The sequence below is a fragment of the Pseudoalteromonas sp. Cn5-37 genome (assembly GCF_021532495.1).
Lineage (GTDB): Bacteria > Pseudomonadota > Gammaproteobacteria > Enterobacterales > Alteromonadaceae > Pseudoalteromonas > Pseudoalteromonas simplex.
This window is the reverse complement of sequence record NZ_JAKGBA010000013.1, coordinates 26,188-42,087: the sequence shown is the minus strand read 5'-3', so window position 1 is coordinate 42,087 and position 15,900 is coordinate 26,188. Positions and strand designations below refer to the sequence as shown.

The window sequence follows — 15,900 nt, the reverse complement described above, 5'->3', positions numbered from 1 at the left end:
CAAAATCTATTGTTTTTTAACCATTTTTAAGATTTTTGGAGCATGTGATGATTCACAGCAAATTGATTAAGGCGCTTTCTCTAGGCGCAGTATTGATAACCTCAAGTTTAGTGAAAGCAGAGCCGTTGGCACTCAATCAGGTGATTGATTATGCATTGACTCACGAGCCTTGGTTACAGGCAAATAAATACCAGCAACAGGCGATAGAAGCGCAAAGCATTGCGGCAGGTACCTTGCCGGATCCAGTGTTAACCGTTGGACTTATGAACTTACCAACCGATGGCTTTGCCTTTGACCAAGAGGGTATGACGCAATTCAAAGTGGGCTTGTCACAACAATTTAGCCGAGGTGATAGTCTTGCCTTACAGCAACAAGCTTTAAAACAATCGGCTGAGCAATACCCTTGGCTTAGAGCAGACCGCCAAGCACAGGTTAAAGCTATTGTTAGCGAAGCATGGCTAAATGCCTATCGCGCACAAAAAAGCATTCAACTGATCAACCAAGATAAAGCCTTATTTAATCAACTTATTGATATTACAGAAGCAAGCTATGCCAATACACTTGGTGCGACTCGCCAGCAGGATATTATTCGCGCTCAGCTAGAGCTGACTCGGCTTGAAGATAAGCTGGTGATGTTAGAGCAACAGTTTGATAGTGCCAAAAAGCGACTAGCACAATGGCTACCTATTGAAATGTTAAACGGTGCCGTGAGCGATGAAAATACCAAGGTGACCGCAGTCATGGCTTATCAAGAGCTTGCACCATCGGGGGTGACTGAAGTGTTGATGAGTCACCCGGCAATTATTGCTATTGATCATGCAATGCGTGCTAAAAACACTCAAGTGCAAGTGGCTAAAGAGGCGTATAAGCCGCAATTTGGTATGAACCTAGGCTATGGCTATCGTGATGATACCCCGATGGGTGACTTTCGCGCTGACTTATTCTCTATTGGGGTGAGTATTGATTTACCGCTGTTTACTGATAATCGTCAAGATCAACAAGTTAATGCCGCAATAGCTAATGCCGAGGCGGTAAAAACCAACAAGCTTATTACCCTGCAAAAACTGCAAGGTCAGTATTTTAAAGAGCTTAGCCAGTTGAGCCGACTTGCCAAGCGCAAAGCGCTGTATCAACAGCAGCTATTACCGCAAATGGCAGAGCAAGCTGAGGCGACATTAAATGCTTACACCAGTGATGATGGTGACTTTTCAGAAGTGATGCGTGCTCGCATTAGCGAACTTAACGCAAAAATTGATGCGTTGAATATCGAAATTGATAAACAAATAACCCTCGCTCGCCTTAATTATTACGCAGCAGCAAAAGATAACCAAATAAATGCAGCACAAAGCCAAGGAGCTAGCAATGAATAACACAGTGAAATTAGTTATCGCTTTGGCGGTAGGTGCAGCATTGGCAACGGCTGTAAATAAATTGGCTGAGCCAGAGCATGCACAAATGCCAAGCGCTGAGAAAAAGCCGCTATATTGGGTGGCGCCCATGGACAGTAATTACCGCCGTGATGAACCGGGTTTATCACCAATGGGTATGGAATTAGTGCCCGTTTATGAGGAGCAAAGTAGCGCTGAAGACAGCCCGGGTACTGTGAGGATCTCACCTGCAGTCGTTAATAACTTAGGGGTAAGAACAGCACCCGTAAGGTTTAAATCATTACAAACGACGGTTGGTACGGTTGGCTATGTGCAATACGACCAAGACCAACTCGTGCATATTCACCCTCGTGTCGAAGGGTGGATAGAAACCTTATATGTAAAAGCTGCAGGTGACCAAGTTAAGCAAGGCGAGCCACTTTATACCTTGTATTCTCCACAGCTAGTAAATGCGCAAGAAGAGCTTCTGCTTGCCCTTAAACGTAACAATGCAGTGCTTATACGTGCGGCAAAAGCCCGCTTAGCCTCACTGAATGTTTCCGACGATTTTATTACCCGATTAGAGCAAAGCCAAAAGGTCAGACAGAACATTACCTTTTATGCCAAGCAAAGTGGCGTATTGGATGAGCTAAATATCCGCGAAGGTTTCTTTGTGAAACCAGGCACAACCATGATGAGTATTGCTCACCTAGAAGAAGTATGGGTTGAGGCTGAAGTTTTTGAGCGTCAAGCCGGGCTTATTCATAAAGGCTTGCCAGTGACGATGAGCTTAGACTACTTACCGGGCAAACGCTGGCAAGGCAAGGTCGATTATATTTATCCAACCCTTGATGAGAAAAACCGTACCCTGCGCGTGCGTTTACGCTTTGCTAACCAAGATGGCTTATTAAAACCGAATATGTTTGCTGAAGTGAGCATTACTACTAAGCCAACTGAGCCGCAATTAGTGATAGCCAAAGAAGCGGTGATCCGCACCGGTAGCCAAGACCGTGTCGTGATTGATTTAGGTGAAGGGCGCTTTAAGTCAGTGGCTGTGACGCTAGGCCGTAGTGATAATCATGATGTCGAAATTTTATCAGGCTTATTGAAAGACGATATCGTTGTGGTTTCAGCGCAGTTCTTAATAGATTCCGAATCAAGTAAGAGTTCTGACTTTATGCGTATGCAAGAACCAGATAGCGAGAGCGCAATGGTGAATGGCGTGATCAACAGCATTGATCGCGAAGCCCGTACTGCCGTGATTAGTCGCGAAGCCATCCCTAAGTGGGGGCGCGGGGCTGCAACTATGGAGTTTCACTTTTCGCCACGCATCGATATGTCTAGTTTACAAAGCGATGATGAAGTGCATTTTACCTTTAAATTGGTGGACGGTGAGTTTGTGATTTTTGACATCATGACCATGAGCCACCCTATGCAAGGAGAGATGCAATGATAGCTGCCGTGATCCGTTGGTCAGTCGGTAATCGCTTCTTTGTATTACTGCTGTCTTTAATGTTGGCAGGTTTTGGGATGTTTTCTTTAAAGAATACCCCAGTTGATGCCTTGCCTGACTTATCTGATATACAGGTTATTGTAAAAACATCTTACCCAGGACAAGCGCCACAAGTGGTGCAAGACCAAGTAACGTTTCCTATCACTACTGCCATGTTGTCGGTGCCGGGTGCTGAAACGGTAAGGGGTTTTTCGTTTTTTGGTGACTCTTATGTATACGTTATTTTCAACGAAGACACCGACCTTTACTGGGCCCGTAGTCGGGTGCAAGAATATTTGAGTCAAGTAAGTGCTCGCTTACCGGATTCAGCGAGGCCTGAACTTGGCCCTGATGCAACAGGGGTGGGTTGGATTTACTTGTATGCGCTGGTGGATAAAACCGGTAAGCACGATATTAGCCAGCTACGAAGCTTGCAAGATTGGTTTTTAAAGTTTGAGCTGCAAACGGTGCCGGGCGTATCAGAAGTAGCGTCTGTTGGCGGTATGGTTAAGCAGTATCAGGTTAATGTCGACCCCGATAAATTGCGTGCTTATGGTATTCCGCTAAGTTTAATTCAAACAGCAATTAAGCAAGGTAACCAAGAGCGTGGTGCTTCAGTGCTCGAAATGGCTGAAGCTGAATACATGGTATCAAGCACAGGTTACATCAAAAGTGTCGCAGATTTAGAAGCCATTCCGCTGGGTACTAATGCCAATGGCACGCCACTGCAATTACGTGATGTGGCTGATATAAAACTTGGGCCGCAAATGCGCCGTGGTATTGCCGAACTAAACGGCAAGGGTGAAGTAACCGGTGGGGTGGTAGTGATGCGCTTTGGAGAAAACGCCGAAGCAACCATCAAACTAGTAAAAGAAAAACTAGAGTCGCTCAAAAAAGGCCTGCCTGAGGGAGTTGAAATCATCCCTGTGTACGACCGCTCAAACCTTATTACCCAAGCCCTTGATAACTTAAGCTCAAAGTTAATTGAAGAGTTAATCGTCGTGGCCTTAGTGTGTGTAGTGTTTTTATTCCATATACGCTCATCGATCGTAGCCATTATCACACTGCCAATGGGTATTTTAACGGCTTTTGTGGTGATGTATTGGCAAGGTATAAACGCCAATATCATGTCGCTTGGCGGGATAGCGATTGCCATTGGTGCAATGACCGATGGCGCTATCGTGATGATAGAAAATATGCATAAGCATATGGAGAAAACACCACTGACCGACGAAAATCGTTGGCAAGTGGTGATGGACTCAGCCGCAGAAGTCGGGCCCGCGTTATTCTTTAGTTTATTGATTATCACTGTCAGCTTTATGCCGGTGTTTATTCTTGAAGCACAAGAAGGACGCATGTTCTCGCCACTGGCTTACACAAAGACTTATGCGATGGCAGCTTCGGCTGGTTTAGCGATTACACTGGTGCCAGTATTAATGGGCTACTTTATTCGCGGTAAGGTTATTTCGGAGCAGAAAAACCCTGTAAACCGCTTATTGGTGGCAGCCTATAAACCCTTGTTAAATGCTGTATTAAAAGCGCCGAAAACAACACTGGTACTGGCATTAGTGTTGGCTGCTATCGGCTTTTACCCGGTTAATAAAATTGGTAGTGAGTTTATTCCTCCCCTTGATGAGGGCGACTTAATGTACATGCCAACGACTTACCCGGGTATTTCAATAGGTAAGGCCCGTGAAATCTTACAGCAGACCGATAAGCTAATTGCCAGTGTGCCAGAGGTTGCGTCGGTATTTGGTAAGGTAGGTCGTGCAGACACTGCCACAGATCCTGCGCCGCTTACCATGATCGAAACCTTTATTCAGTTAAAGCCAAAGTCACAGTGGCGCGAGGGTATGACAACCGAGAAACTGAAAAAAGAGCTTGATAATCTGGTTAAGTTCCCGGGGCTTACTAATGCGTGGGTTATGCCAATTAAAACGCGAATCGACATGCTTGCCACTGGTATTAAAACGCCTGTGGGGATCAAAGTAGCAGGGCCAAAGCTGAGTGAAATTCAAAAAATCGGTGAGCAAATTGAAGTCATCCTAAAAGATTTACCGGGCACAGCGTCGGTTTACTCAGAGCGTGTTGCCGGTGGTCGCTACATCAAAGTTGATATCAACCGTGAAAAAGCAGCACGGTACGGTTTGAACATTGCTGATGTGCAACAGGTAGTTGCCACCGCTATCGGTGGTATGAATGTGACCGAAACGGTTGAAGGGCAAGAGCGTTACCCAGTTAACTTGCGCTACCCGCAAGATTATCGCGACTCGCCAGAAGAGCTTAAGTTGTTACCGATAGTGACACCAAACGGACAGCGTATCGCATTGGCTGATGTTGCCCATGTCTTTATCGAAGATGGCCCGCCGGGTATTAAAAGTGAAAATGCACGTATTAATGGCTGGAGCTTAATCGACATTGAAGGCAGTGATATCGGCAGTTATGTTGAGCGTGCGCAACAAGCGCTGCATGAGCAACTCGAGCTACCTGCTGGTTACTCAATTACGTGGGCGGGGCAATATGAATACATGGAGCGCGCAAAAGCTAAACTCAGTTACGTGTTGCCACTTACCTTGGCAATTATTGTGGTGCTGTTATACCTCAATTTTAGAAGCTTTATTGAGGTGGCAATGATCATGCTAACCTTACCGCTTGCAATGATAGGCGGTATTTGGCTGATGTACCTTGAAGGCTTTAACTTCTCGGTTGCAGTTGGGGTTGGTTTTATTGCCTTAGCTGGAGTTGCTGTGGAAATTGGCGTGATCATGCTGGTTTATCTCAACCAAGCTTATCAAGATGCTAAAGCGCAATCAGCACAGTTCACGGTTACAGAGCTGCGCCAAGCAATCATCAATGGTGCAGGCCTTCGGGTTAGACCAGTGATGATGACAGTTGCCACTATTATCATAGGGTTACTGCCAGTGCTTTATGGCACTGGAACGGGTAGTGAAGTGATGAGCCGAATAGCCGCGCCTATGGTCGGCGGGATGCTCAGTGCCATAGTTTTAACGCTACTTGTGTTACCTGCGCTTTATTTTATATGGCGTAAACGCGACCTATAAATTTTACAGCCAGTGTGTAACTTGTACGCTTTTACTGGCTGCAAGTTACACATTTTATTTTTAAATTGTTGATATTTATTGTTTTTGTTGCTGGTGTGATTTATGCAAAGTCATATTAAATTGATTTTAATAAGGAATGCACATGCAAGTTAAAACAATACAACAAGTTTATGATTGGACAGTGTTATTTCATACTCAAATGGCAGCCAATTTCCACAGTGTTAAAGACTTACTGGACGAGCATAATCAAATGCTGGTGGATTATTACCTGCAATATGAGAAGAAACTAGCAGAAGATCTCGTTGGCTTTAAAGCCATTACAGAAATAAACACGCTTGATACCTATTGCTATGAGTATTTTGCTGAAAACCCAGAGCTAATTACTTTTAACGATATCAGCACAGATCAGCAAATTGATGAAAAGGCGATTCAGGTTTACTTAACCACGCAACACCAAAAAGTCATCGACTTATACGAGTACTTGGTATCGCGAGCTGATACAGAGCAAAGCAAAGAAAAGCTCGAACGTTTACTTGAGCTTGAACATCAAGGCCTTAAGCAAATGATGCAAAGCTCTAACCGCCATATGGATATGTAATCGATTAATCTATTAATCAGCTTAATGAAAATCGAGTAAGAAGCCGACTTTTTTAAGGTATTTTTGTTCTTGCTGTAAGTCAGCTAAAAGCAAGGTATGTTCTTTAAGCCACTTATTGTGAAACTTTAAGAACATACTATTTTGCTTGGCTGTTACCTCAAGTTTAAAACCTTGATCGGTAATACGCTTTTGATTTAGCAGTACTGCTAAGCGCAAAATCACAATAAGTTGCAATATTTCATAATGCTGCATGGTATGCAGTGTAGGAAACTCTTCTAAACGGATCTTTTTCCGATAAAAACGGATCATGCAACTAAGCAAGGTTTGTTGTTGCTGCGTAAAGCCAGGTAATTGGCTATTCGCCACGATATACGCGCTGTGCTTATGTATCCCTGATGAATTAACTCCTAAGCCAATTTCATGCAGCTGCGCAGCCCAATCCAATAAATTTATGTGATCTGAGTCGGTCAGATGCCATGTCTCTCTTACTTGTTCAAACAGCCACTTTGCAGTTGTCGAGACACGATTAGCATGCTCTTTATCTATGGCGTTACGTTCAGATAAATTCTCTATGGTATTTGTGCGAATATCCTTATGGGCGAGCTTTTGCTGCATTTCGTGAAGTAAGCCTTCACGCAGTGAAAAATCGCTGTACTGCATCGCTTCGATTTTAAACAGCCTAAATACCGCAATTAAAATAGCTAAACCGCCACAAATACTCACTTGCCGCTCAGGCGTAAGACCTTCAATTTGCAGCGCTTGTACTTGTTTTGCAGCAATAAACTGGGTTTTTAGTTCTAATAATCGCTCTAAAGTAATTAGCTCTTGCTCTGCATCGTTGGCATTGATCATGGCAAGGATAGATTTAATTGTGCCAGATGTTCCCACCACAGATTGCCAGCCAGCCGATAAGTAATTAGCAAAAATCACTTCGAGTTCTTGTTCTGCGCGAACTTCTGCTTTAGCGAAGCGCTTAGCAGTGATTTGTCCATCTGCAAAATACTGCTTGGTATAACTAACACAGCCCATGTTGCGACTAGCAAGTAACTTGTGCTTAAAGTGTTTACCAATGATGAGTTCAGTACTGCCGCCACCGATATCAATAACTAAGCGGTTTTCATCGTGATGAATATAATGGGCAACACCTTGGTAAATTAAACGTGCTTCTTCTTGCCCTGATATAACTTCAATCGGGTAAGGAAACACCTTACTTGCTTGCGTTAAGAACGAATGAATATTTTTCGCGCGGCGTAATGTGTAAGTTGCCGCCACTTTGACATTCTCAAGGGGAAAGTCCTGTAAGGTAGTAGCAAACTGCTTAAGAATCGCCAGCGCGCGCTCTATAGCTTCTTGGCTTAAGTGATTTTTATCATCTAAACCATCAGCTAAATAAACGCGCTGCTTTTCTTTGTGTAAGATTTGCAAAGAGCCATCGACCTCTCTTGCCACCACTAAATGAAAACTGTTTGAGCCTAAATCAACGGCAGCAATTGAGGGATAATCATTCATTATTATAGTAACTTTCCCATTTCTTAAGGTGGTCATAAATGGCAATTTGCGAGCGAATTTTTTTACGATTACCACGGCGCACATAGCTGTTTTTTTGTTCGCTATCGATTATGCGCGCTTTTGATCTATCTTTAAACTGTAGCTCAAGAATATCAATAATAAGCTGTTTTAATTTTTCATCATAAATCGGTGTGGCGACTTCAACACGGTGATCAAGATTTCGGGTCATCCAATCCGCTGATGAAATATACACTTTTTCGTCGCCATTATTATGAAACACCATCACCCGAGGGTGCTCTAAAAAGCGGTCAACGATACTGATGATACGAATATTATCGTTAACGGCAGAGGGCACTAACGAACACATGCCACGCACAATAATGCGAATTTTTACGCCGCGTCTTGCGGCAAAGTAGAGGTGATCAACCAGCTCTTTATCAACAAGGTTGTTTATTTTTAGCGTAATTTTGCCAGCCTTACCATGCTCTACATTGGTTATTTCAGCATCAATTAGCGACATAATAGTTTGTCGTGCGTTGACTGGTGATAGCATCAAGTGATCAAACTGAAATGGTTTATAGCTACTTTCGATGAATCTAAAAACGCTATCGCACTCTTCGCTAATACCTTCATGCCTGGTAAATAAACTAAAGTCAGTATAGATTTTGGCGGTTTTCTCATGGAAGTTACCCGTGCCTATATGGGCATATTTCACTATGTTGTTCTTTTCTTTACGGTGAATAACGCATAACTTACTGTGCACTTTCAATGCAGGAATACCAAAAATTACTTTAACACCAGCATTACTCAGGGTCTTTGCCCATTCAATATTGTTTTGTTCATCAAAGCGGGCTTTCAGCTCAACCATAACGGTGACGTGTTTGCCATTTTTTGCCGCATTAATTAGCGTAGAAACAAGGCGAGATTGACTCGCAACGCGATAAATATTGACCTTAATCTGAGTTACATCTGGGTCAAAAGCAGCTTGGCGCACAAACTCAAGTAAATGATTAAAGGTGTGATAAGGGTAATACAGTAAAACATCTTGCTCAGAGATGGCATCAAACACACTTGAGTGATTGTTAAAAGCCGTGCTTTGTAATGCAGGCAGTGGTTTGTTTTCTAAATACTGACGACCAACATTCGGAAACGCAATAAAATCGCGGAAATTACGGTAACGACCGCCGGGGATCAACGCATCATGTTGACTAATATTAAGACGCTTTTTCATCACTTTAAGCATTTCAGCTGGCATGCTCTCGTCATAAACAAGGCGCACAGGCTCAGCAGAAATACGTTGCTTAAGACCCTTTGACATTTTATCAAGCAAGCCTTCTTCTAGCTCATCATCCAAATTGTATTCGGCATCACGGGTGAGTTTGATGGCGTAACATTGAATATCATCAAAACTAAAAAAGCTGCTAAACACATCGCGAATAAAGTAGGCGATGATGTCATCTAGCATCACGATGGTTTTGTGACGGCGTGTTTTCTCTGGTGGCAAAATAACAAAGCGAGATACGCGGTCAGTAGGCACTTCCATCATGGCATAATGACTTTTTTGATTGGTCATCTCGACGAACAAATAGGTCATGGTGTCGTTGATTTGATCTGAGTAGTCTTTCTTTTCAGAGAGTAAAATCGGCAATATGTGTTGTAGCACATTGTCGTGGAAGAATTTTTTCAGCCAACTCAAATGAAATTCAGACAACTCTTCTGGTTGTTCAACATGAATATTATGCTCGTTTAAGTCATTTAAAATATCTTTATGAATTTGGTTAAACTTTTTACCAAGCTGGAGCACTTTACTTTGGATCTGATGAAGTAATATTTCGTCTTCTTCAAAGTTCGCATCAGGAATTTTATTAAGTAATATGCGGCGTTTTACATCGGCAACACGAACACGGAAAAACTCATCCATGTTGTTTGAGTAAATACCTAAAAAGCGCATGCGCTCAATAATCGGGTTCGATTTGTCTTTGGCTTCTTGCAGCACGCGTTCATTAAAAGACAGCCAACTTAGCTCTTTGGCAAAGTAATTAACGGCTTGAGAAGAAGAATGTGATGCGTTCATCTGGTTTTCCAACGTTTATAGCTAGTTAGAATATAGAGGATGCAGATGACGTTTATATGACGTATTTATCACTTTTATGACATACATGTCAGTTTTGTGACATGTATGTCATTAATTTTAAAGCTTAGTTTAAGTTTAAATATCCCTATAAACTTGCTTGTTATGCGTCCTCAATATCAACAATTAGGTCTGTGGTAATAGACTCAAGTGCGCTGATCACTTCGTCTTTGTTCATGCCTATTGGCAAAGCAACGGTCGCAACAGCACTAAAAATTGGCACGCCCCAGTTAGGTGCACTTTGTTGTTTTGAATTTAGGTGAGTGATATTCGCTCCTTTGTGGCGAATAACGCTGGCTAGCTCTTGTACAATGCCTGGTCTGTCGTTACCAGTAATCACGAAGTTAATTTCCTCAGACGGAACATCAGGCAAGGTATCAGTTCCACGTTCAATTCGAACTTCAAGATAAGGTAAGCTGTGAAGAGCATCTTGTAATTCTTGCAAATGTTCTTCGGGTACTGCGGCTTCGATAATTCCGGCAAAATGACCTGCAAGGTGGCTCAAATTACTTGTCAGCCAGTTACCATGATGGTTTAAAATTGTGGCAGAAATATCTTCAACTAGGCCGGGTTTGTCTGGCCCTAAAATAGTAATTACTAACTGCTTCATACTTAAATCTCTATAAAAAAGCCTCAGAAAAATGCAATAAAAGGGAGGAGGCGTTGGTTAAAAATGATTCTTATTGTTGAAAAAAATAAGTCTCATTGAGTATTGATGCTGTTTTAATGTTTGTCCAATTTTTTCACTGTAGTTATAAAAAATTAGTTATAACAATTTGTTAGCTTGATTGTGGTACTGTAATAAAAGTGCTCCACAATGACTTATTTTGGTCATTTTTTAACTTCAAAATACGTCCCTGAAATACTTGCTTTATTACACTGAATTATGACGTTTGTAACATTACTGTCATCTTGGTGAAATATAATTCGCGCAACGTTAAGTTTTAAGGGTGTTTTGATGACTTCCAATCCGAATAAACCTACCTTTCATACGGATAGAAGCCGTCTATTTAAAGACAGGTTTGCCAAGTGGGGTATTTCCGCGGGTGGCGTAATGGTGCTTGTAGCACTGCTACTCATATTCTTTTACCTTCTTTATGTTGTTCAACCTATTTTTGAATCAGCAAAAGTAGAAACACGTAATAGTGTAAAACTACAAAATGCGTCAGAAGTTGTTGGCCTTGGCATTGAAGAGCAAACAGAAGTTGCCTTTTTACTCGGTGAAAAAGGTAATGTGGACTTTTACAATGTTGAAAAAGAGCAATTTGGTAAAAAGATCACCACTCTTAATACAGAATTACCAAGCGATGTAAGCAGTTTTGCAAGCTCTGCACCATTTCAGGGGCAATACGCATACGGCCTAGAGAATGGCTCTGTTGTTGTGGTTGCGCCAAAATTCTTAGTGACATTCCCGAACAACCAACGCCAATTAACACCGCGTTTAGATTACCCGTTGGGTGATATGGCGCTTGAGGTTGACGATCAAGGTGCGGCAATCACTAAATTTGCATTTAGCCACTACGAAGATAAAACAGCTGTTGTTGCTTTAACCGCTGACAAGCGCGTTTTATTTAGCAGCTTTGTGGGTGAAGAAAACATGTTCACCGGCGAAGTTGAGTGGGTTGTTGAGCGTACAGAACTTGATATCGAAGGCCGTGTTGATGAGCTATTAATTTCACCTGATACAACACGTACATTCGTGCGTTCAGCAAATCAAATTTACGTATATGATACCCGTTACCCTTCTGAAGTTGAGCAAATCCAACTGCTTGCAGCGAACGAAGAAAACGCGAACCTAGTTTCAACTCAGCTATTAGCGGGTGCCAACTCACTGATGCTTGCTAACGATAATGGCGAAGTATCACAGTGGTTTGAAGTAAACACTGAAAATGGCCGTGAGTTCCAAAAGATTCGTGCATTTGAAACCAGCAAGCAATCGAAACTAAATATTTTTACTGAGTTCTATCGTCGTACCTTCTTCACAGCGGGTGCTAACGGTGAGCTTGGTATTTATTACACAACCAGTGATGCAAAACTGTGGCAAGGTAAAGTAAGCGAAGGTCCAATTCAAAACTTTGCTATTTCACCACGTTCAAATGCGGCACTGATTCTTGCTGATGACGCGTTAAAAGTGATTGAAATCCATAACGAGCACCCAGAAGTAACCTGGTCTGCATTATGGCAAGAAGTGTGGTACGAAGGCTATCCAGAGCCGGGTTATATCTGGCAGTCAACGTCTGCGAGTGATGACTTTGAATCTAAGTTCTCGTTAGTGCCAATTTCATTCGGTACGATTAAAGCTGCAATGTACGCAATGTTATTTGCGGTACCCATTGCGCTTTCAGCGGCAATTTACACGGCGTACTTTATGTCGAGTGAATTACGTAAAGTGGTTAAGCCGACTGTAGAAATTATGGAAGCATTACCAACGGTAATCTTAGGTTTCTTAGCTGGTCTTTGGTTAGCACCATTAATTGAAGAACATTTACCAGCGATTGTCGGATTATTGGTGTTGCTGCCAATTGGTATCTTATTAACTGCATTCGGCTGGAACAAACTACCGGCGTCAATTCGTCACCGTATTCCTGAAGGTTCGCATTCAATTTTACTTATCCCAGTGGTTATCTTTATTGGCTGGTTATCGTTTGCGATGAGTAACTCAATTGAGCTTTGGATGTTTGACGGTAATGTGCGTCAGTACCTAACCAATGAATTAGGTATGACATTCGACCAACGTAACTCACTAGTTGTTGGTATTGCGATGGGCTTTGCTGTTATCCCAACTATCTTCTCAATTGCTGAAGATGCGGTATTCAGTGTTCCTAAGCACTTATCAAACGGTTCATTAGCACTTGGTGCAACGCAATGGCAAACATTGGTTCGCGTAGTACTACTAACAGCAAGCCCGGGTATCTTCTCAGCAGTAATGATGGGCCTAGGTCGTGCGGTCGGTGAAACAATGATTGTACTAATGGCAACAGGTAATACACCTATTATGGACTGGAGTATCTTCCAGGGTATGAGAACACTTGCAGCGAATATCGCGGTAGAAATGCCAGAGTCTGAGGTAGGTAGCTCGCATTATCGCATCCTATTCTTAGCAGCATTTGTATTATTCATATTCACATTCGTTTTCAACACAGTGGCTGAGTTTGTTCGTCAGCAACTGCGTGAAAAATATAGTTCAATGTAGGTGGAGAGACACGACATGGTAAAGCAGTGGTTTAAGTCTGGTTCTCCTTGGATTTGGATGACCGGCGGTGCGGTAAGCATCAGTTTAATCTCGGTTCTTGGCTTACTAGCCATGATTGCTTGGAAAGGTTTAAGCTTTTTCTGGCCATCAGAAGTAGTGCAATTTGAGCTGCAAGGCTCTGTTGCAAAACAAACAGTGATCGGTGAAATTTATGACCGTGAACTAGTTGCAAAATCACGTATTGAGGCGACGGGCGTTGATTTATCTCATTACGACAAAGAGCAGCTAGAGCGCTTACTGATCAAAACCGGTAACCGTGAGTATGTTGATCTCGATTTCCGTTGGGTACTAGAGACAGACATTACATCGCGTACTGCGCCAGCAGAGCTTGCAGTATTCGAACGTAGCAAAAACGGTAACTTTTACGGTTATGTTGAGCAGGTTATTAAAGACGGTGAAGTTATCACAGATAACAAAATCGATGTGCTTTATGATCTTGTAGAGCGTGCTGTTGACCTAAATGACCAAGCGTTAGACTTACAAAATGGTGATATTGGTCATATTAACTATGAACTTGAGCGTTTACGCTTAAAAGAAAAAGCATACCAGCTTGATAACGAACTAACCGATGAGCGTGTTGCTGAGCTTGCACAAACTCGTGCTGAGTTACGTGCTGAATACACAGTGTTAGAAAAACAGTTATTCGCGCTTCGTAAAGAAGCAAAGCGTGACCAAGTAACTGTGAGAGACATGCGCGGTGAAGTGGTTACTTTACCTCTGTATCAAGTTCTTGATGTGTGGTTCCCTAATGACATGGGCTTCTTTGCTAAGCTTGGTCACTATTTTGTACAACTTGGTAAGTTTGTAGCGGATGACCCACGTGAAGCAAACACTGAAGGTGGTGTATTCCCGGCAATTTTCGGTACTGTATTCATGGTATTACTAATGGCAGTGATTGTGACGCCATTTGGTGTGGTTGCAGCGATTTACTTGCATGAATACGCAGCAAAAAATGCCGTAACTAAGATGATCCGTATCGCGGTAATCAACCTTGCGGGTGTACCTTCGATTGTATACGGTGTATTTGGTCTAGGTTTCTTTGTATACATGCTCGGTGGCAGCATTGACCAATTATTCTACCCTGAGTCGTCGCCAAGCCCAGTATTTGGTACGCCAGGTGTGATTTGGTCTGCATTAACGCTAGCAATTTTAACGCTGCCTGTTGTTATTGTTTCGACAGAAGAAGGTTTATCACGTATACCAAGTACGGTTCGTCATGGTTCATTAGCACTTGGCGCAACAAAAGCAGAAACGCTATGGCGTATCATCATTCCGATGGCAAGCCCTGCGATTATGACAGGTTTAATCTTAGCGGTTGCACGTGCAGCCGGTGAAGTAGCACCACTCATGCTTGTTGGTGTTGTTAAGATGGCACCAACACTGCCTCTTGACGGTAACTTCCCATACATACATTTAGATAGAAAATTTATGCACTTAGGTTTCCATATTTACGATGTTGGTTTCCAAAGCCCTAACGTAGAAGCGGCTCGTCCGCTGGTATATGCCACGGCATTCTTACTGGTATCAGTAATTATCGCCCTGAATATCACCGCGATTGGTATTCGTAACCACTTACGCGAAAAGTTTAGAGCTCTTGAGCATTAATACAGAATTTTTATAGGTAGACAGAGATGATTACAGTTGCACCACAAGTAAACCAAGCGAAAAGCGCGGCAAAGCTAGATTTAGATAACCTAACTGCAGAGCAAACAGCGTTAGAGATTAAAAACTTAGATCTATACTACGGTGATAAACAAGCGCTTAGCGGCGTAAATATGAACATCCCAAAAGGTCAGGTAACAGCATTTATCGGTCCATCGGGTTGTGGTAAATCAACACTTTTACGTTGTATCAACCGTATGAACGACCTTGTTGATAGCTGTCGTATTGATGGTGAGATCTTACTACATGGTCACAATATCTATGATAAGAATGTAGATGTTGCTGCACTACGAAGAAATGTCGGGATGGTATTCCAACGTCCTAATCCATTTCCAAAATCAATCTACGAAAATGTCGTTTATGGCCTACGCTTACAAGGTATTAAAGAAAAGCGTAAACTAGACGAAGTGGTTGAACAATCTTTACGTGGCGCGGCGTTATGGGATGAAGTTAAAGACCGTTTACACGATAGTGCATTTGGCCTATCGGGTGGTCAGCAACAGCGTCTTGTAATTGCTCGCTCAATTGCTATCGAGCCTGAAGTACTACTTCTGGATGAGCCTACATCGGCACTAGATCCAATTTCTACTTTAGTTATCGAAGAGCTAATTAACGACTTAAAGAATAAGTTTACCGTGGTAATCGTTACTCACAACATGCAACAGGCTGCTCGTGTATCAGACCAAACTGCGTTTATGTACATGGGTGAGTTGATTGAGTATTCAGATACCAATACGTTATTTACAACACCAAGCAAGAAGAAAACAGAAGACTACATTACAGGCCGTTACGGTTAGTTAATAAAGTTACTTGGTACCGTAAACGA

At 42.5% G+C, this 15,900-nt stretch carries 10 protein-coding genes; 7 read left to right on the top strand and 3 right to left on the bottom strand.

The window, feature by feature from the left end:
• The first annotated feature begins 47 nt into the window (after positions 1-47).
• The 4 genes from L1266_RS14620 to L1266_RS14605 all read left to right on the top strand — a co-directional run bounded on the left by L1266_RS14620 (position 48) and on the right by L1266_RS14605 (position 6,519).
• Positions 48-1,370, top strand: coding sequence for a TolC family protein (locus L1266_RS14620; protein ID WP_235377782.1), 1,323 nt, complete (start codon positions 48-50; stop codon positions 1,368-1,370).
• The gene (locus L1266_RS14615) at positions 1,363-2,820 is read left to right on the top strand and encodes an efflux RND transporter periplasmic adaptor subunit (protein ID WP_235377781.1); all 1,458 of its coding nucleotides are present in this window, start codon (positions 1,363-1,365) and stop codon (positions 2,818-2,820) included. The genes L1266_RS14620 and L1266_RS14615 overlap by 8 nt, the downstream gene beginning before the upstream one ends.
• Complete coding sequence (locus L1266_RS14610) at positions 2,817-5,921, top strand: efflux RND transporter permease subunit (protein WP_235377780.1); 3,105 nt, start codon at positions 2,817-2,819, stop codon at positions 5,919-5,921. Before L1266_RS14615 ends, L1266_RS14610 begins: the two co-directional genes overlap by 4 nt.
• 142 nt (positions 5,922-6,063) lie before the next feature.
• Complete coding sequence (locus tag L1266_RS14605; RefSeq protein WP_054563522.1) at positions 6,064-6,519, top strand: hypothetical protein; 456 nt, start codon at positions 6,064-6,066, stop codon at positions 6,517-6,519.
• Between the two features lie 21 nt (positions 6,520-6,540).
• Here the strand turns inward: L1266_RS14605 and ppx are convergent, their stop codons facing one another.
• The 3 genes from ppx to L1266_RS14590 form a co-directional block, all read right to left on the bottom strand.
• Positions 6,541-8,028 carry an exopolyphosphatase gene (ppx, locus tag L1266_RS14600; protein ID WP_235377779.1) on the bottom strand — a complete coding sequence of 496 codons (1,488 nt, stop codon included), beginning with the start codon at positions 8,026-8,028 and terminating at the stop codon, positions 6,541-6,543.
• Positions 8,021-10,102, bottom strand: coding sequence for a polyphosphate kinase 1 (ppk1, locus tag L1266_RS14595; RefSeq protein WP_235377778.1), 2,082 nt, complete (start codon positions 10,100-10,102; stop codon positions 8,021-8,023). The genes ppx and ppk1 overlap by 8 nt, the downstream gene beginning before the upstream one ends.
• Before the next feature lie 160 nt (positions 10,103-10,262).
• A complete protein-coding gene (locus tag L1266_RS14590) occupies positions 10,263-10,769 on the bottom strand; it encodes a glycine cleavage system protein R (protein WP_187489490.1) in 507 nt (168 codons plus the stop codon).
• Between the two features lie 348 nt (positions 10,770-11,117).
• Here L1266_RS14590 and L1266_RS14585 point away from each other — a divergent pair, with 348 nt between their 5' ends.
• The 3 genes from L1266_RS14585 to pstB are packed head-to-tail and all read left to right on the top strand — an operon-like array spanning position 11,118 to position 15,871.
• On the top strand, positions 11,118-13,352 hold the full coding sequence (locus L1266_RS14585; RefSeq protein WP_194442158.1) for an ABC transporter permease subunit: 2,235 nt from the start codon (positions 11,118-11,120) through the stop codon (positions 13,350-13,352).
• 15 nt (positions 13,353-13,367) lie between these two features.
• Positions 13,368-15,017: a phosphate ABC transporter permease PstA gene (pstA, locus tag L1266_RS14580; protein WP_054552474.1), complete on the top strand. Its 1,650-nt coding sequence runs from the start codon at positions 13,368-13,370 to the stop codon at positions 15,015-15,017.
• Between the two features lie 26 nt (positions 15,018-15,043).
• Positions 15,044-15,871, top strand: a complete 828-nt coding sequence (gene pstB / locus L1266_RS14575; protein WP_054552475.1) for a phosphate ABC transporter ATP-binding protein PstB — start codon at positions 15,044-15,046, stop codon at positions 15,869-15,871.
• Positions 15,872-15,900 lie beyond the last annotated feature (29 nt).